Genomic DNA, 19876 nt, shown 5'->3' on the forward strand with positions numbered 1-19876 from the left:
CTTCACTCCCGATGGTCGTGGGTCTGGGTGATACGGCCCTGTTCCACGTGGAACAGAGCGACTGGCGTTTCCGTCTGCCAGCCTTCCCTCAATAATTCGTGATCTACACAGGTGATAAAAACCTGGCAGCGTAAGTCTTCCAGCAAGCGGCACAGCGCGCGACGGTGGCTCTCGTCCAGCTCGGACGGCAAGTCGTCCACCAGATAAATACACTGACCGCGCCGGGCCTGGCTCACCAGATGCCCCTGGGCAATGCGCAACGCACAGACCACCAGCTTCTGCTGACCCCGGGACAAGATGTCCGCGGCATTGTGTGCGCCCAATCGAAGACGCAAGTCAGCGCGTTGCGGTCCGGCCTGGGTATGACCCATCTGCTGGTCCCGCTGCAGGGATCCGGCAAGTACGGCACTCAATTCCCGATCCTTGTCCCAGCCTCGGTAATAGCTGAGCGTCAAACCTTCGAGCTCAACCAGTTCGCTCAAGGTTTGTTCAAAGACTGGTTTCAAGGCTTTGATGTAAGCGCGGCGGTATTCATCGATTTCAGCGCTGGCCTGGCACAGTTCCCTGTCCCAAACCGCTTGCGAAACGGCGTCAAGTGTACCATGCCGCAGCCAGGAGTTTCTCTGGCGCAAGGCCTTCTGCAAACGCTGCCAGGTGGCCATGAACCGCGGTTCGACGTGGAACACGCCCCAGTCCAGGAACTGCCGGCGGATCTTCGGTGCCCCCTCCAGCAGACGAAAACTGTCGGGGTTTATCAACTGCAGCGGCAGGATCTCCGCCAGTTGTGCCGCGCTGCGGGCATTCTGGCCGTCGATGCGAATCTGGAACTCGCCCTGACGGTCGCGAGAGATCCCCAATGCGCTATGGCCACCCTCGGCGAGCTCGACCTGCCCGAATACGGTACAGGCGAGTTGCTCATACTGGATGACCGGCAACAGCCGCGTGCTACGGAACGAACGGGCAAGCCCCAGCAGATGAATGGCTTCCAGAACACTGGTTTTGCCGCTGCCGTTGGCGCCGTAAAGAATGTTGATTCGGGAGGAGGGGGAGAAGGTCACCGGGTGCAGATTGCGCACCGCGGTGACCGAGACGCGACTTAGCGACATCCAGAGTCAGCTGATTACAGACGCATCGGCATGACAACGTAAGCCGAATCGTCGTTGTCGGACTCTTGTACCAGCGCACTGCTGTTGGAGTCGGACAGGATCAGACGAACCTGCTCGGTGGTCATCACGCCCAGCACGTCGAGCAGATAGCTCACGTTGAAGCCGATTTCCAGGGAGCCGCCGTTGTATTCCACACCTACTTCTTCTTCCGCTTCTTCCTGCTCCGGGTTATTGGCCTGGATTTTCAACTGACCGCTGGCCAGTTGCAGACGGATACCGCGGTACTTCTCGTTGGACAGAATCGCGGTACGGCTGAACGCTTCGCGCAGCGCCTGACGATCGCCCAGTACCAGCTTGTCGCCGCCCTTCGGCAGAACGCGCTCGTAGTCAGGGAACTTGCCGTCGACCAGCTTCGAAGTGAAGGTGAATTCACCCGTGGTAGCACGAATGTGGTGCTGACCCAGGACGATGCTGACGTTGCCGTCCGGCTCGGTGAGCAGACGTGCCAGTTCGAGAATACCTTTGCGCGGCACGATCACTTGATGGCGATCCTGCTGACCGATGTCGGCCTGCATTGAGCACATCGCCAGACGGTGACCGTCAGTTGCTACGGCACGAATCACGCCGGTCGACACTTCCAGCAACATGCCGTTGAGGTAGTAACGCACGTCCTGCTGGGCCATGGCGAAACTGGTGCGCTCGATCAGGCGACGCAGCTTGCTCTGATCCAGGCTGGTGGTCAGCGAACCCGGGCCTTCTTCCACAGTCGGGAAGTCATTGGCCGGCAGGGTCGACAGGGTGAAACGGCTACGACCGGCCTTCACCACCAGCTTCTGCTCGTCGACCTTGATATCGATCAGCGCATCGTTCGGCAAGCTCTTGCAGATATCCATCAGCTTGCGCGCCGGCACGGTGATGGAACCTGTTTCAGCCGGCTCTTCGAGTTGCACGCGACCGACCAGCTCGACTTCCAGATCGGTACCGGTCAGCGAAAGTTGCTGGCCATCGACAACCAGCAGCACATTGGAGAGTACCGGCAAGGTCTGTCGGCGCTCGACGACGCCTGCGACCAGTTGCAGGGGTTTCAACAGGGCTTCGCGTTGAATGGTGAAATGCATGGTCTAGTCCCTTGCCTTAATAAGCTGCGCTGGTGTTCATCAAGTGGTCAGAGTACGCAGCAGGTTCTTGTAGTCCTCGCGGATGTCCGCGTCGGATTCCTTAAGTTCGTTGATCTTGCGGCAGGCGTGCAACACCGTCGTATGGTCACGACCACCAAACACATCGCCGATTTCCGGCAGGCTGTGGTTGGTCAGTTCCTTGGACAGAGCCATGGCGACCTGACGCGGGCGAGCGACCGAGCGCGAACGGCGCTTGGACAGCAAGTCCGAGATCTTGATCTTGTAGTACTCGGCGACGGTGCGCTGAATGTTATCCACAGAGACCAGTTTGTCCTGCAATGCCAACAGGTCTTTCAGGGATTCGCGAATCAACTCGATGGTGATGTCGCGGCCCATGAAGTGCGAGTGGGCGATCACGCGTTTCAGCGCGCCTTCCAGCTCACGGACGTTGGAGCGAATGCGCTGGGCAATGAAGAACGCCGCATCGTGTGGCAACTCGACTTTGGCCTGGTCGGCCTTCTTCATCAAGATGGCCACGCGGGTTTCCAGCTCAGGCGGCTCGACGGCAACCGTCAGGCCCCAGCCGAAGCGGGATTTGAGGCGCTCTTCAAGGCCTTCGATTTCTTTCGGGTAGCGGTCACTGGTGAGAATGACCTGCTGGCCACCTTCAAGCAGGGCGTTGAAAGTGTGGAAAAACTCTTCCTGGGAACGCTCCTTGCGGGCGAAGAACTGAATATCGTCGATCAACAGGGCGTCCACCGAGCGGTAGAACCGCTTGAACTCGTTGATCGCGTTCAGTTGCAGCGCCTTGACCATGTCGGCCACGAAACGCTCGGAATGCAGGTACACGACCTTGGCATTCGGATTCTTCTTTAATAGATGGTTACCCACCGCGTGCATCAAGTGCGTTTTACCCAGACCGACGCCGCCATAAAGGAAGAGCGGGTTGTAGCCGTGCTTGGGGTTGTCTGCCACTTGCCATGCCGCCGCACGGGCGAGCTGGTTGGATTTACCTTCGACGAAGTTCTCGAAGGTAAAGGTGCGATTCAGGTAACTGGTGTGCTTGAGCGCACCCTCGACCTGCACGGTGCGCTGTTCGGCACGCACTGGCGCTTGCTGGGAGGCGGCGCCTGCCATCGGATCGAAACTGTCGCGGGACGGCTCTTCGCTGACTTCCTCGGTTTTCTGCGTCGCACGCTTGGCCGGGGTTGGAGCCGGCGCTGGTGCCGGAGCGCTGACGGGTGCGGCATTGGCCTGAGCCAGGGATGCAGCAGCGGCGGCCAACGGTGCATTCGGCGCAGCACGCGGCGCAGAACTGCGTTTGCTGCCTATTAATAAGGAGAGCGACGGTGCGAGGCCATTGCCATGCTCATCCAGCAGTTCAAGGACGCGCCCCAGGTACTTTTCGTTGACCCAGTCCAGAACAAAACGGTTCGGTGCGTAGACACGCAACTCGTCGCCTTCGGCTTCGACCTGTAATGGACGGATCCAGGTGTTGAATTGTTGGGCTGGCAGCTCTTCGCGCAAAAGCTCCACGCACTGCTGCCAAAGTTCCACTGACACGGAAATCCCCTAAGTTGAAAGCCGGTGAGGCAAAAACAAGCGGCCATTGTAGCGGCGGGACGTTCACTTATCCACATGCAGGTTGCCCGGTGGACATGATTTATCAATGCCTTAACCGGTGAAAAAGCGACCGACGGTGTGTGAATAAGCTCTGTGGATAACCGTAGCTGAGGGCACTGGACAACTGGGGGCGAAACTCAGTGGACAAGTCGCCTGTGGATAACAGAGCTTTCCACACACAGGTTATCCGATAGCGCAGCACAGGCTGAACACGGTTTTCCACCGTAGTTGTCATTCTCTGTACATCACGCCGAACAAGGTCTGAAAGTAGTTATCCACAGAAGAAGGCGGTCCTAGCTTTTACAAGCTTTACAGAAAAGCTTTAAATAATTCCCTTCTTTATTTTTATGTCTGGCAGACAAGGTTTCGATCCTGGAGGCATCAGAGATCTATTTATAAGGAAACGTTGGTTGGAAATTGACCTATTGCCTTGCTTTCTCTAGAATCCCCGGTCTCTTAAAACGGGGGCCATTCCGGCCCGTTGTGGACGAACCAGGTAACACGACATGAAACGTACTTTCCAACCAAGCACTATCAAACGCGCTCGTACCCACGGTTTCCGTGCTCGCATGGCTACCAAGAACGGTCGTGCCGTACTGTCGCGTCGTCGCGCCAAAGGCCGCGCACGTCTGGCAGTTTGATAATCCGGCACTGGAGGTGAGTCAGGACTTCAGTCGGGAAAAGCGTCTGCTTACTCCCCGGCATTTCAAGGCAGTCTTTGACTCCCCTACCGGCAAGGTTCCGGGGAAAAATCTCCTGCTCCTTGCACGCAACAACGATCTCGATCACCCCCGTCTTGGACTGGTTATCGGGAAAAAGAGCGTGAAGCTCTCCGTTGAGCGCAATCGCCTCAAACGTCTGATGCGCGAATCGTTTCGCCTGCACCAGGATTCACTGGTCGGCTGGGACATCGTTATCGTCGCGCGCAAAGGTTTGGGTGATGTAGAAAACCCCGAATTGATTCAGCATTTCGGCAAACTCTGGAAGCGTCTGGCACGCAACAAGCCGGTACCAGCAGTCAAAACCGAAACTGTAGGGGTAGACAGTCCAGATGCGTAAACTGGCACTCGTTCCGATCCAGTTTTACCGCTACGCCATTAGTCCCTTGATGGCCAGTCACTGTCGTTTCTACCCCAGTTGTTCTTGCTACGCGTATGAAGCCATCGAAAATCATGGCCTTCTGCGCGGTGGCTGGCTGACCTTTCGTCGTTTAGGTCGCTGTCATCCGTGGAATCCCGGTGGTTATGACCCGGTTCCACCTATCCCTACCTCCCGTTCTTCTTCGATGGCCGAGTAATCATGGATATCAAACGCACGATCCTGATCGTCGCCCTGGCAATCGTGTCCTACGTCATGGTTCTTAAATGGAACCAGGACTATGGTCAGGCTGCCCTGCCGACTCAGAATGTTGCTTCCAGTACGACTACATCCGGTTTGCCGGACACTGCCACTGGCAATAACGCTGCAGCCAGTGACGATATTCCGCGCGCCGCAAGCGATACCAGCGCACCTGCCGAAACACCGGTCGCCGCCAGCAAGGATCTGATCCAGATCAAAACCGACGTGCTCGATCTGGCGATCGATCCACAGGGCGGTGACGTTGCGCAACTGACCTTGCCACTGTATCCGCGTCGTCAGGATCGTCCGGACGTTCCGTTCCAGCTGTTCGACAACGGCGGCGAGCGTACTTATCTGGCGCAAAGCGGTCTGATCGGCACCAACGGTCCGGACGCCAGCCCGGCCGGTCGCCCGATCTACTCCTCGGAGAAGAAGACTTATCAACTGGCTGACGGTCAGGACCAATTGGTCGTCGACCTGAAGTTCAGCAAGGACGGCGTCAACTACATCAAGCGTTTCACCCTGAAACGTGGCCTGTATGACGTGACCGTGACTTATCTGATCGACAACCAGAGCGCGCAGCCCTGGTCCGGTTCGATGTTTGCTCAGCTGAAACGCGATGCAAGCGCCGATCCTTCGTCGACCACTGCTACCGGCACCGCGACTTACCTGGGTGCCGCCCTGTGGACAAGTTCCGAGCCGTACAAGAAAGTGTCCATGAAGGACATGGATAAAGGTCAGCTCAAGGAAACCGTCACCGGTGGCTGGGTTGCCTGGCTGCAACACTACTTCGTGACGGCATGGGTTGCTCCGAAGGGCGAAAACAACATCGTCCAGACTCGTAAAGACAGCAAAGGCAACTACATCATCGGTTACACCGGTCCTTCGCTGACCGCTGCACCGGGTGCGAAAGTCGAGACCAGTGCTGTTCTGTACGCCGGTCCGAAAAGCCAGGCTGTGCTGAAAGAGTTGTCCCCAGGTCTGGAACTGACCGTCGACTACGGCATTCTGTGGTTCATTGCCCAGCCGATCTTCTGGCTGCTGCAACATATCCACGCCATTGTCGGCAACTGGGGCTGGTCGATCATCTTCCTGACCATGCTGATCAAAGGGCTTTTCTTCCCTCTGTCGGCCGCCAGCTACAAGTCGATGGCCCGCATGCGTGCCGTGGCGCCGAAACTGGCTGCACTGAAAGAGCAACATGGCGATGACCGGCAGAAAATGTCGCAAGCCATGATGGAGCTGTACAAGAAAGAGAAGATCAATCCGCTGGGTGGCTGCTTGCCGATCCTCGTGCAGATGCCGGTTTTCCTTTCCCTGTACTGGGTTCTGCTGGAAAGCGTGGAAATGCGCCAGGCGCCGTTCATGCTGTGGATTACCGACCTGTCGATCAAGGATCCGTTCTTCATCCTGCCGATCATCATGGGCGCGACCATGTTCATCCAGCAGCGTCTGAACCCGACTCCTCCGGATCCGATGCAGGCGAAGGTCATGAAAATGATGCCAATCATCTTCACCTTCTTCTTCCTGTGGTTCCCGGCGGGTCTGGTGCTGTACTGGGTTGTGAACAACTGCCTGTCGATTGCCCAACAGTGGTACATCACGCGTAAGATCGAAGCGGCGACGAAAAAAGCCGAGGCGTAACTTACTCTGTGGATAACACCACTCAAAACGCCCCCTAGTGGGGCGTTTTGCTATCTGCCATTTTTGTCTGGATACCGGTTTATGAGCGCACCTCGTGAAACCATCGCAGCCGTCGCCACCGCTCAGGGCCGTGGCGGCGTGGGCATCGTCCGAATTTCCGGGCCTCTGGCCAGCGTTGCAGCCAAGGCCATCAGCGGCCGCGAGCTGAAACCCCGATTTGCCCACTACGGGCCCTTCTTCAGTGACGATCAACAGGTGCTCGATGAAGGTCTGGCGCTGTATTTCCCCGGGCCGAACTCGTTCACCGGTGAAGATGTGCTGGAACTCCAGGGCCACGGTGGCCCGATCGTCCTCGACATGTTGCTCAAGCGTTGCCTGGAACTGGGTTGCCGCCTGGCCCGGCCGGGTGAGTTCAGCGAGCGCGCCTTCCTCAATGACAAACTCGACCTGGCTCAGGCCGAGGCCATCGCCGACCTGATCGAAGCAAGTTCTGCACAGGCTGCACGTAATGCCTTGCGCTCCTTGCAAGGTGCATTTTCCCAGCGTGTGCATAACCTCACCGAACAACTGATAGGTCTGAGGATTTACGTCGAGGCAGCCATCGATTTCCCGGAAGAAGAGATCGATTTTCTCGCCGATGGCCATGTATTGAGCATGCTCGACAAGGTACGCGACGAGTTATCCACCGTCCTGCGTGAAGCCGGGCAGGGTGCGCTGCTGCGTGATGGCATGACGGTGGTGATTGCAGGTCGTCCGAATGCCGGCAAGTCCAGTCTGTTGAATGCACTGGCCGGACGAGAAGCCGCCATCGTGACGGAAATCGCCGGCACCACCCGGGATATCCTGCGCGAACATATCCACATCGATGGCATGCCGCTGCATGTCGTGGATACCGCCGGTTTGCGTGATACCGACGACCATGTGGAAAAGATTGGCGTCGAACGTGCGTTGAAAGCCATTGGCGAAGCCGATCGGGTACTGCTGGTGGTCGACGCCACGGCGCCGGAAGCTGCCGATCCGTTCGCGTTGTGGCCCGAATTCCTTGAAACCCGGCCAGATCCGGCAAAGGTCACCCTGATTCGCAATAAAGCGGATCTCACCGGTGAAGCGATTGCCCTGGAAGTCAGCGACGATGGCCATGTAACTATCAGCCTGAGCGCCAAGGCTGCCGGCGAAGGCCTGGATCTGCTTCGCGATCACCTCAAGGCCTGCATGGGTTACGAGCAGACCTCGGAAAGCAGCTTCAGCGCACGCCGCCGCCACCTGGAAGCACTGCGTCATGCCAGCGCGGCCCTGGAACACGGTCGTGCACAGCTGACTCTGGCAGGGGCTGGCGAACTGTTGGCGGAAGATCTGCGTCAGGCTCAGCAGTCCCTTGGGGAAATTACCGGAGCGTTCAGCTCCGATGATCTGCTGGGACGCATCTTTTCAAGCTTCTGCATCGGCAAATAGCCCTTCCGTTGTCCACAGACAGGTCCATTCGCGACCTGTCTGTTCCTCCTTTTCGCATTCCTTCCTTTCCAGTGCCGGGCAGATTCCTTCTCCCTGAGCGGATTTCCCCTGTCCGCTGCATGCTCATTCATCCGATTTCTGTGGATTAAGCCCTGTGAATAACTGCCGCTGAGGGCAGTTGATAACAGGGCCTGAAAACTGAACATAACTGCCTCTGTGGATAACAACCCTACTCATCCACAGGCTTACACCGGTTATCCAAGGGCCTCATGGCCACATGGGCACAGGGTTTTGAATCTCTGTACATATTGAAAATAAAGGTCTGTAGCAATCTATCCACAGAAATCATGGGCAGTAAGAATAAGCTTTAAAACAAAGGTTTTATAAATTTCTCTCTTTTTTATTCTTTTAACCGCGAGTTCTCCACAGCTGGTTAAATTTTGTGCAAAGGGTTCTTTAGGAAGGGCGAAGTCCCTATACTTGTCGACCAGGTCCAGAAACCTGATCTCAAACTATTCCTGAATTACCTACTTAAGCAGGCACGAGGTGCGTGGTGGATTTCCCTTCCCGTTTTGAAGTGATCGTCATCGGCGGCGGTCATGCCGGTACCGAGGCAGCACTGGCCTCAGCACGCATGGGTGCAAAAACCCTTCTGCTGACGCATAACGTGGAAACCCTCGGTGCCATGAGTTGCAACCCGGCCATCGGTGGCATTGGCAAAAGCCATCTGGTCAAGGAAATCGACGCCCTCGGCGGCGCGATGGCCATGGCCACCGATCTGGGCGGCATCCAGTTTCGCGTGTTGAACAGCCGTAAAGGCCCGGCCGTACGTGCAACCCGTGCACAAGCCGACCGGATTCTTTACAAGGCCGCTGTCCGCGAAATCCTGGAAAACCAGCCGAACCTGTGGATATTTCAACAAGCCGCCGACGACCTGATCGTCGAGCAGGAACAAGTACGCGGTGTCGTCACACAAATGGGTCTGCGTTTCTTCGCCGATTCCGTGGTGTTGACCACCGGTACCTTCCTGGGCGGACTTATCCACATCGGTTTGCAGAATTTTTCCGGCGGTCGTGCCGGTGATCCGCCGTCGATCGCCCTGGCGCATCGTCTGCGCGAACTGCCGCTGCGTGTCGGTCGCCTGAAAACCGGTACGCCACCGCGTATCGACGGCAAGTCTGTGGATTTCTCGGTGATGACCGAGCAGCCAGGTGATACGCCGATCCCGGTGATGTCGTTCATGGGCAACAAGGAACAGCATCCACGGCAAGTCAGTTGCTGGATTACCCACACCAACGCCCGCACCCACGAAATCATTGCCGCGAACCTCGACCGTTCGCCGATGTATTCCGCTGCCGGTGAAATCGAAGGCATTGGCCCCCGGTATTGCCCATCCATCGAAGACAAGATTCATCGCTTTGCCGACAAGGAAAGCCATCAGGTGTTCATCGAGCCGGAAGGCCTGACCACCCATGAGCTGTATCCGAACGGGATATCCACAAGCCTGCCGTTCGACGTGCAATTGCAGATCGTGCAGTCGATTCGCGGCATGGAAAACGCGCACATCGTGCGTCCGGGTTATGCGATCGAGTACGACTATTTCGATCCGCGCGACCTGAAGTACAGCCTCGAAACCAAAGTGATCGGCGGTCTGTTCTTTGCCGGCCAGATCAACGGCACCACCGGTTACGAAGAAGCCGGCGCCCAAGGTTTGCTGGCCGGCGCCAACGCCGCACTGCGTGCCAAAGGCAAAGAAGCCTGGTGCCCGCGTCGCGATGAAGCGTACATCGGGGTATTGGTCGACGACCTGATCACCCTCGGTACCCAAGAGCCGTACCGTATGTTCACTTCCCGTGCCGAGTACCGCCTGATCCTGCGTGAGGACAACGCCGACCTGCGTCTGACCGAAAAAGGTCGCGAACTGGGTCTGGTCGATGACGCGCGCTGGGCGGCGTTCTGCAAGAAGCGCGAAAACATCGAGCTGGAAGAGCAGCGTCTGAAAAGCACCTGGGTTCGCCCGGGCACCCAGCAGGGCGATGCGATTGCGGAAAAATTCGGTACGCCGCTGACTCACGAATACAACCTGCTCAATCTCTTGAGCCGTCCGGAAATCGACTACGCTGGTCTGGTCGAAGTGACCGGGCAGGGCGCCGAAGATCCACAGGTCGCCGAGCAGGTCGAGATCAAGACCAAATACGCCGGTTACATCGACCGTCAACAGGACGAAATCGCCCGTCTGCGTGCAAGCGAAGACACGAAACTGCCTGTGGATATCGATTACACCAACATTTCCGGTCTCTCCAAGGAGATCCAGAGCAAGCTGGGTGCCACGCGTCCCGAGACGCTGGGCCAGGCTTCGCGGATCCCGGGTGTGACCCCGGCAGCGATTTCGCTGTTGATGATTCATTTGAAAAAACGCGGCGCGGGCCGTCAGTTGGAGCAAAGCGCTTGAGTTCTAAGGTCACTTCGCAACACGCCGAAGAGTTATCCACAGGAGCCCGCGAGCTCGGTGTCAATCTCACTGAAACCCAGCACGAATTGCTGCTGGGTTATCTGGCCCTGTTGATCAAATGGAACCAGGCCTACAACCTGACCGCCGTTCGCGATCCGGACGAAATGGTTTCCCGTCACCTGCTCGATAGCCTCAGTGTGATGTCGTTCATCGAAAACGGTCGCTGGCTGGATGTCGGCAGCGGCGGAGGCATGCCGGGGATCCCTCTGGCGATCCTGTATCCGGACTCGCAGGTGACCTGCCTGGACAGCAACGGCAAGAAAACCCGCTTCCTGACTCAGGTCAAACTCGAACTCAAACTGGATAACCTGCAAGTTATCCACAGTCGCGTCGAAGCGTTCCAGCCTGCACAGCCATTCAACGGGATCATTTCCCGGGCATTCAGCAGCATGGAGAACTTCACCAACTGGACTCGCCACCTCGGCGATGCCGATACGCGCTGGCTGGCAATGAAGGGCGTCCATCCGGCCGATGAGCTGGTAGCATTGCCGGCAGACTTCAAACTCGATAGCGAACACGCCCTGGCCGTACCCGGTTGCCAAGGCCAACGCCATCTGCTGATACTGCGCCGCACGGCATGATTGGGAACACAAGCAAGAATGGCTAAGGTATTCGCGATAGCGAACCAGAAGGGTGGTGTGGGCAAGACCACCACCTGCATCAACCTCGCAGCATCCCTGGTCGCGACCAAGCGCCGGGTGCTGTTGATCGATCTCGATCCACAGGGCAACGCCACCATGGGTAGCGGTGTGGATAAACATGGCCTGGAAAACTCGGTCTACGACCTGCTGATCGGCGAATGCGATCTGGCTCAGGCCATGCACTTCTCGGAACACGGTGGTTATCAACTGCTGCCGGCCAACCGGGATCTGACGGCGGCCGAAGTGGTGCTGTTGGAAATGCAGATGAAGGAAAGTCGTCTGCGCAGCGCGTTGGCGCCGATCCGTGAAAACTACGATTACATCCTGATCGACTGCCCGCCGTCGCTGTCGATGCTCACACTGAACGCACTGGTCGCGGCTGACGGGGTCATTATCCCCATGCAATGCGAGTACTTTGCGCTCGAAGGTTTGAGCGACCTTGTGGATAACATCAAGCGCATCGCCGAACTGCTGAACCCGAACCTGAAAGTCGAAGGCCTGCTGCGGACCATGTATGACCCGCGCCTGAGCCTGATGAACGACGTATCGGCCCAGCTCAAGGAACACTTCGGCGACCAGCTGTACGACACCGTCATCCCGCGCAACATCCGTCTGGCCGAAGCACCGAGCTACGGCATGCCGGCGCTGGCCTACGACAAGCAATCGCGTGGCGCGCTGGCCTATCTGGCCCTGGCGGGCGAGATGGTTCGCCGTCAGCGCAAAAATTCACGCATCGCCGCTGCCCAGCCAACTTAAGGAATCCCCATGGCCGTCAAGAAACGAGGTCTCGGACGAGGACTGGATGCACTGCTGAGCGGTCCGACTGTCAGCTCGCTGGAAGAACAGGCGGCACAGGCTGACAGCCGTGAGTTGCAGCACCTGCCGCTGGACCTGCTCCAGCGCGGCAAGTATCAGCCACGCCGGGACATGGATCCGCAGGCGCTGGAAGAACTGGCGCAGTCGATCAAGACTCAAGGCGTGATGCAGCCGATCGTGGTTCGCCCGATTGGTGGCGGTCGCTTTGAAATCATCGCCGGTGAGCGCCGCTGGCGTGCCAGCCAGCAGGCCGGGCAGGAAACCATTCCGGCCATGGTCCGTGATGTGCCGGATGAAACCGCGATCGCCATTGCGCTGATCGAGAACATCCAGCGTGAAGACCTGAATCCGATCGAAGAGGCGGTTGCCCTGCAGCGCCTGCAGCAGGAATTCCAGCTCACCCAGCAACAGGTCGCCGAGGCTGTGGGTAAGTCCCGCGTCACCGTGGCCAACCTGTTGCGCCTGATTGCACTGCCGGAAGTCATCAAGACCATGCTGTCCCACGGCGACCTGGAAATGGGCCATGCCCGTGCATTGCTCGGTCTGCCGGACAATCAGCAGGTGGAAGGGGCGCGACATGTTGTCGCACGCGGTCTTACCGTGCGCCAGACTGAGGCACTGGTTCGCCAGTGGCTGAGTGGCAAACCCGAGCCTGTGGAACCTGCAAAACCGGACCCGGATATCGCCCGCCTCGAGCAGCGTCTGGCCGAGCGCCTAGGCTCTGCGGTGCAGATCCGCCACGGAAAGAAAGGAAAGGGTCAGTTGGTGATCGGTTACAACTCCCTCGATGAGCTTCAGGGTGTGCTTGCACACATCCGCTGAAACAATTCCTCTTGTAGCGCGCAGTCGGAAATCACTACCTGACAGTTGAATAGGGGCAGAACCGCCCCTATACTCTGCGCGCATTTTGTCGGCACAAATTATGCCAAGTTATTGAATTTCGGCAGCCGACCATTGGAGAGCAATAGTGATGGAAACCCGCAAGCCAAACCGCCTGCCGTTCCATCGCCTGGCGGTTTTTCCGGTGTTGATGGCTCAATTTGTCATTTTGCTCATTGCCGCTTTGGCGCTCTGGCAATGGCACGGAGTCGTTGCCGGATACTCGGGACTTTGCGGAGGCCTGATAGCCTTGCTGCCCAATGTTTATTTCGCTCACAAGGCATTTCGGTTTTCCGGCGCCCGAGCAGCCCAGTCCATCGTCCGGTCTTTCTATGCCGGCGAGGCAGGCAAACTGATTTTGACGGCAGTGCTGTTTGCACTGGTGTTTGCAGGTGTGAAGCCACTGGCGCCGATCGCTGTTTTCGGCGCCTTCGTGCTGACTCAGTCGGTCAGCTGGTTCGCTCCCCTGCTGATGAGAACAAGACTTTCGAGACCTTAGGGCGTTTGAGGCAACCATGGCAGAAACAACCGCTTCGGGCTATATCCAGCACCACTTGCAGAACCTGACCTTCGGTCAGCTACCCAACGGCGGCTGGGGCTTTGCCCACACCGCAGCAGAAGCCAAGGAAATGGGCTTCTGGGCTTTCCACGTCGATACCCTCGGCTGGTCGGTCGCACTGGGTCTGATCTTCGTCATTCTTTTCCGCATGGCGGCCAAGAAGGCGACTTCCGGTCAGCCAGGTGCACTGCAGAACTTCGTTGAAGTCCTGGTCGAATTCGTCGATGGCAGCGTGAAAGACAGCTTCCATGGCCGTAGCCCGGTGATCGCACCGCTGGCACTGACCATCTTCGTCTGGGTGTTCCTGATGAACGCCGTCGACCTGGTACCGGTCGACTGGATTCCTCAGCTGGCCATCCTGATCTCCGGCGACCACCACATCCCGTTCCGTGCCGTGTCGACCACCGACCCGAACGCGACCCTGGGCATGGCGTTCTCGGTTTTCGCACTGATCATTTTCTATAGCATCAAGGTCAAGGGCCTCGGCGGCTTCATCGGCGAGCTGACCCTGCACCCGTTCGGCAGCAAGAACATCTTCGTTCAGGCCCTGCTGATCCCGGTGAACTTCCTGCTGGAATTCGTGACCCTGATCGCCAAACCGATCTCTCTGGCTCTGCGTCTGTTCGGCAACATGTATGCCGGCGAGCTGGTGTTCATCCTGATCGCTGTGATGTTCGGCAGCGGCCTGCTCTGGCTGAGCGGCCTGGGTGTTGTCCTGCAGTGGGCGTGGGCTGTGTTCCACATCCTGATCATTACCCTGCAGGCGTTCATCTTCATGATGCTGACCATCGTCTACCTGTCGATGGCGCACGAAGAAAACCATTAAGACCGGTCTCGACCAGTCTGATGTCCTTCCCGGTAAAACGGGAAGGGGCTCCTCACGGGGCACCATGAAACGATTTGTTTTACCGCTTTAATCTAAAAAACCTAAACCATACGACGTAAAAGTCGGGAGGAAAGATGGAAACTGTAGTTGGTCTAACCGCTATCGCTGTTGCACTGTTGATCGGCCTGGGCGCACTGGGTACCGCAATTGGTTTCGGCCTGCTGGGCGGCAAGTTCCTGGAAGGCGCAGCGCGTCAGCCAGAAATGGTTCCAATGCTGCAAGTTAAAATGTTCATCGTTGCCGGTCTGCTCGACGCCGTAACCATGATCGGTGTTGGTATCGCTCTGTTCTTCACCTTTGCGAACCCGTTCGTTGGTCAAATCGCTGGCTAATCATTCGGACTTTCCGAGTGATTTGGTGTGATGGACAACGTAACTGCGAGGTGTTGGCGTGAACATTAATGCGACCCTGATTGGCCAGTCCGTTGCGTTCCTGATTTTTGTACTGTTCTGCATGAAGTTCGTATGGCCTCCGGTCATCGCAGCTCTGCACGAACGTCAAAAGAAGATCGCTGATGGTCTGGACGCTGCCAGCCGTGCAGCTCGCGACCTGGAGTTGGCCCAAGAGAAAGCGGGTCAGCAACTGCGCGAAGCGAAAGCTCAGGCAGCTGAAATCATCGAGCAAGCCAAGAAACGCGGTAACCAGATTGTCGAAGAGGCCGTTGAAAAGGCCCGTGTCGACGCTGACCGTGTGAAGGTTCAGGCTCAAGCCGAGATCGAACAGGAACTGAACAGTGTCAAAGACAAGCTGCGCGCCCAAGTGGGCTTGCTGGCTGTCGGCGGCGCCGAGAAGATCCTGGGTGCCACAATCGATCAAAACGCGCACGCAGAGCTGGTTAACCAACTGGCTGCTGAAATCTAAGCGAGGGCGATCATGGCAGAACTGACCACGTTGGCCCGACCTTACGCTAAGGCGGCCTTCGAGCACGCTCAGGCCCACCAGCAACTGGCCAATTGGTCAGCCATGCTCGGCCTGGCTGCAGCGGTGTCGCAAGACGACACCATGCAGCGCGTGCTCAAGGCCCCGCGACTGACGAGCGCAGAAAAGGCCGCCACGTTCATTGACGTGTGCGGCGACAAGTTTGATGCCAAGGCACAGAACTTCATCAATGTCGTTGCCGAAAACGACCGTCTCCCGCTTCTGCCGGAGATCGCTGCTCTTTTCGACCTGTACAAGGCCGAACAAGAGAAATCGGTAGACGTTGAAGTGACCAGTGCTTTTGCATTGAACCAAGAACAGCAAGACAAACTCGCCAAGGTTCTCAGTGCACGACTCAACCGGGAAGTGCGCCTGCAAGTTGCGGAGGATGCTGCCCTCATAGGTGGTGTCGTTATCCGCGCCGGCGACCTGGTTATCGATGGCTCGATTCGCGGCAAAATCGCGAAACTTGCCGAAGCATTGAAATCTTGAGTTTGAAGGGGCAGCAGAGCAATGCAGCAACTCAATCCTTCCGAAATAAGTGAAATTATCAAGGGCCGCATCGAAAAGCTCGATGTGACCTCCCAAGCCCGTAACGAAGGCACTGTCGTCAGCGTATCTGACGGTATCGTGCGGATTCACGGTCTGGCCGACGTCATGTACGGCGAGATGATCGAGTTTCCGGGCGGCGTCTACGGTATGGCCCTCAACCTGGAGCAAGACTCCGTAGGTGCCGTTGTACTGGGCGCATACACGACTCTGGCTGAAGGCATGAGCGCCAAGTGCACCGGCCGCATCCTCGAAGTTCCGGTTGGTAAGGAACTGCTGGGTCGCGTTGTCGACGCACTGGGTAACCCTGTTGACGGCAAAGGTCCACTGGGCAACACCGAGACCGACGCGGTCGAGAAAGTTGCTCCGGGCGTGATCTGGCGTAAGTCGGTAGACCAGCCTGTACAGACTGGCTACAAGGCTGTCGATGCCATGATCCCTGTCGGCCGTGGCCAGCGTGAGCTGATCATCGGTGACCGTCAGATCGGCAAGACCGCTCTGGCGATCGACGCGATCATCAATCAGAAAGACAGCGGCATTTTCTGCGTCTACGTGGCAATCGGTCAGAAGCAATCGACCATCGCCAACGTGGTTCGCAAGCTGGAAGAAAACGGTGCACTGGCTAACACCATCATCGTTGCAGCGAGCGCTTCGGAATCTGCAGCACTGCAATTCCTGGCTCCGTACTCCGGTTGCACCATGGGTGAATTCTTCCGCGACCGCGGTGAAGACGCGCTGATCGTTTATGACGATCTGTCCAAGCAAGCAGTGGCTTACCGCCAGATTTCCCTGCTGCTGCGCCGTCCACCAGGCCGTGAAGCTTACCCAGGCGACGTGTTCTATCTCCACTCCCGTCTGCTGGAGCGCGCATCCCGCGTTTCGGAAGAGTACGTAGAGAAGTTCACCAACGGCGCAGTGACCGGCAAAACCGGTTCCCTGACCGCACTGCCGATCATCGAAACCCAGGCTGGCGACGTTTCCGCGTTCGTTCCGACCAACGTGATTTCCATCACCGACGGTCAGATCTTCCTGGAATCGGCCATGTTCAACTCGGGCATCCGCCCTGCAGTGAACGCCGGTGTTTCGGTATCCCGTGTGGGTGGTGCCGCTCAGACCAAGATCATCAAGAAGCTGTCCGGTGGTATCCGTACCGCTCTGGCTCAGTACCGTGAACTGGCGGCATTCGCCCAGTTCGCTTCTGACCTGGACGAAGCGACCCGCAAGCAACTTGAGCATGGTCAGCGCGTTACCGAGCTGATGAAGCAGAAGCAATACGCACCGATGTCGATCGCTGACATGGCGCTGTCGCTGTATGCCGCTGAGCGTGGGTTCCTGACTGACATTGAAATCGCCAAGATCGGCAGCTTCGAACAAGCGCTGATTGCTTTCTTCAACCGCGATCACGCCGACTTGATGGCGAAGATCAACGTTAAAGGTGACTTCAATGACGAAATCGACGCTGGCCTGAAAGCCGGTATCGAGAAGTTCAAGGCCACCCAAACCTGGTAAGCCGCAGCGGGAGCCGCAAGGCTCCCGCTTGCTAACCTGATAGGTGTTACATGGCAGGCGCAAAAGAGATTCGCAGTAAGATTGCGAGCATCAAAAGCACGCAAAAAATTACCAGCGCCATGGAAAAAGTGGCGGTCAGCAAAATGCGCAAGGCACAAATGCGCATGGCTGCTAGCCGTCCTTATGCGGAGCGTATCCGCCAGGTAATTGGGCATCTGGCCAACGCCAACCCGGAATACCGCCATCCGTTCATGATCGACCGCGCAATCAAGCGCGTTGGTTATGTCGTGGTGAGCAGTGACCGTGGTCTGTGCGGCGGCTTGAACACCAACCTGTTCAAGGCCCTGGTCAAGGACATGGCGGTAAACCGCGAAAACGGCGTCGAGATTGATCTGTGTGTCGTTGGTAGCAAGGGTGCGGCCTTTTTCCGCAACTTCGGCGGTAACGTCGTAGCAGCTATCAGCCACCTGGGTGAAGAGCCGTCGATCAATGATCTGATCGGCAGCGTCAAGGTGATGCTGGATGCCTATCTGGACGGCCGTATTGACCGCCTGTCCGTGGTATCCAACAAATTCATCAACACCATGACGCAACAGCCTACCGTGGAGCAGTTGATTCCGCTGGTAGCGACCCCGGATCAGGATCTCAAGCACCACTGGGACTACCTCTACGAACCAGACGCCAAAGAGCTGCTTGACGGCTTGATGGTGCGTTACGTGGAGTCGCAGGTGTACCAGGCGGTGGTCGAGAACAACGCGGCCGAACAAGCTGCGCGGATGATCGCGATGAAGAACGCTACCGACAACGCCGGTGATTTGATCAGCGATTTGCAGCTGATCTACAACAAGGCGCGTCAGGCTGCGATCACCCAAGAGATCTCGGAAATCGTCGGCGGCGCTGCCGCGGTTTAACGGTTCAAATATTCAGAGGATCCAGCTATGAGTAGCGGACGTATCGTTCAAATCATCGGCGCCGTTATCGACGTGGAATTTCCACGCGACAGCGTACCGAGCATCTACGACGCCTTGAAGGTTCAAGGCGCCGAAACCACTCTGGAAGTTCAGCAGCAGCTGGGCGACGGCGTGGTTCGTACCATTGCGATGGGCTCCACCGAAGGCTTGAAGCGCGGTCTGGACGTCAACAACACTGGCGCAGCCATCTCCGTACCGGTCGGTAAAGCGACTCTGGGCCGGATCATGGACGTACTGGGCAACCCGATCGACGAAGCTGGCCCGATCGGCGAAGAAGAGCGCTGGGGTATCCACCGCGCCGCTCCTTCCTTCGCGGAACAGGCTGGCGGCAACGAGCTGCTGGAAACCGGCATCAAGGTTATCGACCTGGTTTGCCCGTTCGCCAAGGGCGGTAAAGTCGGTCTGTTCGGTGGTGCCGGTGTAGGCAAGACCGTAAACATGATGGAACTGATCCGTAACATCGCCATCGAGCACAGCGGTTATTCCGTGTTCGCCGGTGTGGGTGAGCGTACTCGTGAGGGTAACGACTTCTACCACGAGATGAAGGACTCCAACGTTCTCGACAAAGTAGCGCTGGTCTACGGTCAGATGAACGAGCCACCGGGAAACCGTCTGCGCGTAGCGCTGACCGGTCTGACCATGGCCGAGAAGTTCCGTGACGAAGGTAACGACGTTCTGCTGTTCGTCGACAACATCTATCGTTACACCCTGGCCGGTACCGAAGTATCCGCACTGCTGGGCCGTATGCCTTCGGCAGTAGGTTACCAGCCGACCCTGGCTGAAGAGATGGGCGTGCTGCAAGAGCGCATCACTTCGACCAAGCAAGGTTCGATTACTTCGATCCAGGCCGTATACGTACCAGCGGACGACTTGACTGACCCGTCGCCAGCGACCACGTTTGCTCACCTGGACGCCACCGTCGTTCTGTCCCGTGACATCGCTTCCCTGGGTATCTACCCGGCGGTAGACCCACTGGACTCGACTTCGCGTCAGCTGGACCCGAACGTGATCGGCAACGATCACTACGAGACCGCTCGCGGCGTTCAGTACGTGCTGCAGCGTTACAAAGAGCTGAAGGACATCATCGCGATCCTGGGTATGGACGAGCTGTCGGAAGCCGACAAGCAGTTGGTAAACCGTGCTCGTAAGATCCAGCGCTTCTTGTCGCAGCCGTTCTTCGTGGCTGAAGTCTTCACCGGTGCTTCGGGTAAATACGTTTCCCTGAAAGACACCATTGCTGGCTTCAAAGGCATCCTCAACGGTGACTACGACCACCTGCCAGAACAAGCGTTCTACATGGTCGGCGGCATCGAAGAAGCGATCGAGAAAGCCAAGAAACTGTAATCCCGGCGCCC

The 19876-nt window shown here is 57.5% G+C and carries 20 protein-coding genes; 17 read left to right on the top strand and 3 right to left on the bottom strand.

Going from position 1 to position 19876, the window contains the following annotated elements:
- Positions 1–2: 2 nt before the first annotated feature.
- From recF to dnaA, 3 genes are read right to left on the bottom strand one after another with little or no spacing between them, the layout of a single operon-like run.
- Positions 3–1106 (bottom strand): DNA replication/repair protein RecF, encoded by a 1104-nt coding sequence (recF, locus tag AC07NR_RS10260; protein ID WP_248740316.1) that lies wholly within the window; start codon positions 1104–1106, stop codon positions 3–5.
- Between the two features lie 14 nt (positions 1107–1120).
- Positions 1121–2224: a DNA polymerase III subunit beta gene (gene dnaN, locus AC07NR_RS10265; protein ID WP_085733897.1), complete on the bottom strand. Its 1104-nt coding sequence runs from the start codon at positions 2222–2224 to the stop codon at positions 1121–1123.
- A 39-nt stretch (positions 2225–2263) separates the two neighbouring features.
- On the bottom strand, positions 2264–3787 hold the full coding sequence (dnaA, locus tag AC07NR_RS10270; protein WP_085713096.1) for a chromosomal replication initiator protein DnaA: 1524 nt from the start codon (positions 3785–3787) through the stop codon (positions 2264–2266).
- A 566-nt stretch (positions 3788–4353) separates the two neighbouring features.
- Here dnaA and rpmH point away from each other — a divergent pair.
- From rpmH to atpD, 17 genes are all read left to right on the top strand, one after another.
- On the top strand, positions 4354–4488 hold the full coding sequence (gene rpmH / locus AC07NR_RS10275) for a 50S ribosomal protein L34 (RefSeq protein WP_003213577.1): 135 nt from the start codon (positions 4354–4356) through the stop codon (positions 4486–4488).
- Positions 4489–4504: 16 nt separating this feature from the next.
- Positions 4505–4906, top strand: a complete 402-nt coding sequence (gene rnpA, locus AC07NR_RS10280) for a ribonuclease P protein component (RefSeq protein WP_011336726.1) — start codon at positions 4505–4507, stop codon at positions 4904–4906.
- Entirely contained in the window at positions 4899–5144 is a 246-nt protein-coding gene (yidD, locus tag AC07NR_RS10285) for a membrane protein insertion efficiency factor YidD (protein ID WP_010465488.1), read from the top strand. The genes rnpA and yidD overlap by 8 nt, the downstream gene beginning before the upstream one ends.
- Before the next feature lie 2 nt (positions 5145–5146).
- A complete protein-coding gene (gene yidC, locus AC07NR_RS10290) occupies positions 5147–6829 on the top strand; it encodes a membrane protein insertase YidC (RefSeq protein ID WP_495078514.1) in 1683 nt (560 codons plus the stop codon).
- Between the two features lie 81 nt (positions 6830–6910).
- Positions 6911–8281, top strand: a complete 1371-nt coding sequence (gene mnmE / locus AC07NR_RS10295) for a tRNA uridine-5-carboxymethylaminomethyl(34) synthesis GTPase MnmE (protein WP_114886525.1) — start codon at positions 6911–6913, stop codon at positions 8279–8281.
- Positions 8282–8834: 553 nt separating this feature from the next.
- Positions 8835–10733: a tRNA uridine-5-carboxymethylaminomethyl(34) synthesis enzyme MnmG gene (gene mnmG / locus AC07NR_RS10300; RefSeq protein ID WP_085702244.1), complete on the top strand. Its 1899-nt coding sequence runs from the start codon at positions 8835–8837 to the stop codon at positions 10731–10733.
- Positions 10730–11374, top strand: coding sequence for a 16S rRNA (guanine(527)-N(7))-methyltransferase RsmG (gene rsmG / locus AC07NR_RS10305; protein WP_007911906.1), 645 nt, complete (start codon positions 10730–10732; stop codon positions 11372–11374). The genes mnmG and rsmG overlap by 4 nt, the downstream gene beginning before the upstream one ends.
- A gap of 18 nt (positions 11375–11392) precedes the next feature.
- Positions 11393–12190 carry a ParA family protein gene (locus tag AC07NR_RS10310; protein ID WP_085713099.1) on the top strand — a complete coding sequence of 266 codons (798 nt, stop codon included), beginning with the start codon at positions 11393–11395 and terminating at the stop codon, positions 12188–12190.
- 9 nt (positions 12191–12199) lie between these two features.
- A complete protein-coding gene (locus AC07NR_RS10315; protein WP_085713100.1) occupies positions 12200–13072 on the top strand; it encodes a ParB/RepB/Spo0J family partition protein in 873 nt (290 codons plus the stop codon).
- Between the two features lie 148 nt (positions 13073–13220).
- On the top strand, positions 13221–13628 hold the full coding sequence (locus AC07NR_RS10320; RefSeq protein WP_003229783.1) for a F0F1 ATP synthase subunit I: 408 nt from the start codon (positions 13221–13223) through the stop codon (positions 13626–13628).
- Between the two features lie 16 nt (positions 13629–13644).
- Positions 13645–14514: a F0F1 ATP synthase subunit A gene (atpB, locus tag AC07NR_RS10325; protein WP_085686128.1), complete on the top strand. Its 870-nt coding sequence runs from the start codon at positions 13645–13647 to the stop codon at positions 14512–14514.
- Between the two features lie 134 nt (positions 14515–14648).
- Positions 14649–14906 carry a F0F1 ATP synthase subunit C gene (atpE, locus tag AC07NR_RS10330; RefSeq protein WP_003097235.1) on the top strand — a complete coding sequence of 86 codons (258 nt, stop codon included), beginning with the start codon at positions 14649–14651 and terminating at the stop codon, positions 14904–14906.
- Positions 14907–14964: 58 nt separating this feature from the next.
- On the top strand, positions 14965–15435 hold the full coding sequence (locus AC07NR_RS10335; protein WP_007954149.1) for a F0F1 ATP synthase subunit B: 471 nt from the start codon (positions 14965–14967) through the stop codon (positions 15433–15435).
- A gap of 12 nt (positions 15436–15447) precedes the next feature.
- Positions 15448–15984 (top strand): F0F1 ATP synthase subunit delta, encoded by a 537-nt coding sequence (locus AC07NR_RS10340; protein ID WP_007911956.1) that lies wholly within the window; start codon positions 15448–15450, stop codon positions 15982–15984.
- A 21-nt stretch (positions 15985–16005) separates the two neighbouring features.
- Positions 16006–17550, top strand: coding sequence for a F0F1 ATP synthase subunit alpha (gene atpA / locus AC07NR_RS10345; protein WP_085606310.1), 1545 nt, complete (start codon positions 16006–16008; stop codon positions 17548–17550).
- A 50-nt stretch (positions 17551–17600) separates the two neighbouring features.
- The gene (atpG, locus tag AC07NR_RS10350) at positions 17601–18461 is read left to right on the top strand and encodes a F0F1 ATP synthase subunit gamma (RefSeq protein WP_008084419.1); all 861 of its coding nucleotides are present in this window, start codon (positions 17601–17603) and stop codon (positions 18459–18461) included.
- A 27-nt stretch (positions 18462–18488) separates the two neighbouring features.
- Positions 18489–19865, top strand: a complete 1377-nt coding sequence (atpD, locus tag AC07NR_RS10355; RefSeq protein WP_007954162.1) for a F0F1 ATP synthase subunit beta — start codon at positions 18489–18491, stop codon at positions 19863–19865.
- Positions 19866–19876: the final 11 nt, after the last annotated feature.

The sequence above is a fragment of the Pseudomonas sp. GW821-FHT09C09 genome, from assembly GCF_059418105.1.

Coding starts and splice junctions, on each gene's coding strand:
- atpG (WP_008084419.1), top strand. CDS start 17,601: ATGGCAGGCGCAAAAGAGATTCGCAGTAAGATTGCGAGCATCAAAAGC.
- atpA (WP_085606310.1), top strand. CDS start 16,006: ATGCAGCAACTCAATCCTTCCGAAATAAGTGAAATTATCAAGGGCCGC.
- atpB (WP_085686128.1), top strand. CDS start 13,645: ATGGCAGAAACAACCGCTTCGGGCTATATCCAGCACCACTTGCAGAAC.
- mnmE (WP_114886525.1), top strand. CDS start 6,911: ATGAGCGCACCTCGTGAAACCATCGCAGCCGTCGCCACCGCTCAGGGC.
- recF (WP_248740316.1), bottom strand. CDS start 1,106: ATGTCGCTAAGTCGCGTCTCGGTCACCGCGGTGCGCAATCTGCACCCG.
- AC07NR_RS10320 (WP_003229783.1), top strand. CDS start 13,221: ATGGAAACCCGCAAGCCAAACCGCCTGCCGTTCCATCGCCTGGCGGTT.
- dnaN (WP_085733897.1), bottom strand. CDS start 2,224: ATGCATTTCACCATTCAACGCGAAGCCCTGTTGAAACCCCTGCAACTG.
- AC07NR_RS10315 (WP_085713100.1), top strand. CDS start 12,200: ATGGCCGTCAAGAAACGAGGTCTCGGACGAGGACTGGATGCACTGCTG.
- yidC (WP_495078514.1), top strand. CDS start 5,147: ATGGATATCAAACGCACGATCCTGATCGTCGCCCTGGCAATCGTGTCC.
- atpD (WP_007954162.1), top strand. CDS start 18,489: ATGAGTAGCGGACGTATCGTTCAAATCATCGGCGCCGTTATCGACGTG.
- AC07NR_RS10340 (WP_007911956.1), top strand. CDS start 15,448: ATGGCAGAACTGACCACGTTGGCCCGACCTTACGCTAAGGCGGCCTTC.
- yidD (WP_010465488.1), top strand. CDS start 4,899: ATGCGTAAACTGGCACTCGTTCCGATCCAGTTTTACCGCTACGCCATT.
- rpmH (WP_003213577.1), top strand. CDS start 4,354: ATGAAACGTACTTTCCAACCAAGCACTATCAAACGCGCTCGTACCCAC.
- atpE (WP_003097235.1), top strand. CDS start 14,649: ATGGAAACTGTAGTTGGTCTAACCGCTATCGCTGTTGCACTGTTGATC.
- AC07NR_RS10310 (WP_085713099.1), top strand. CDS start 11,393: ATGGCTAAGGTATTCGCGATAGCGAACCAGAAGGGTGGTGTGGGCAAG.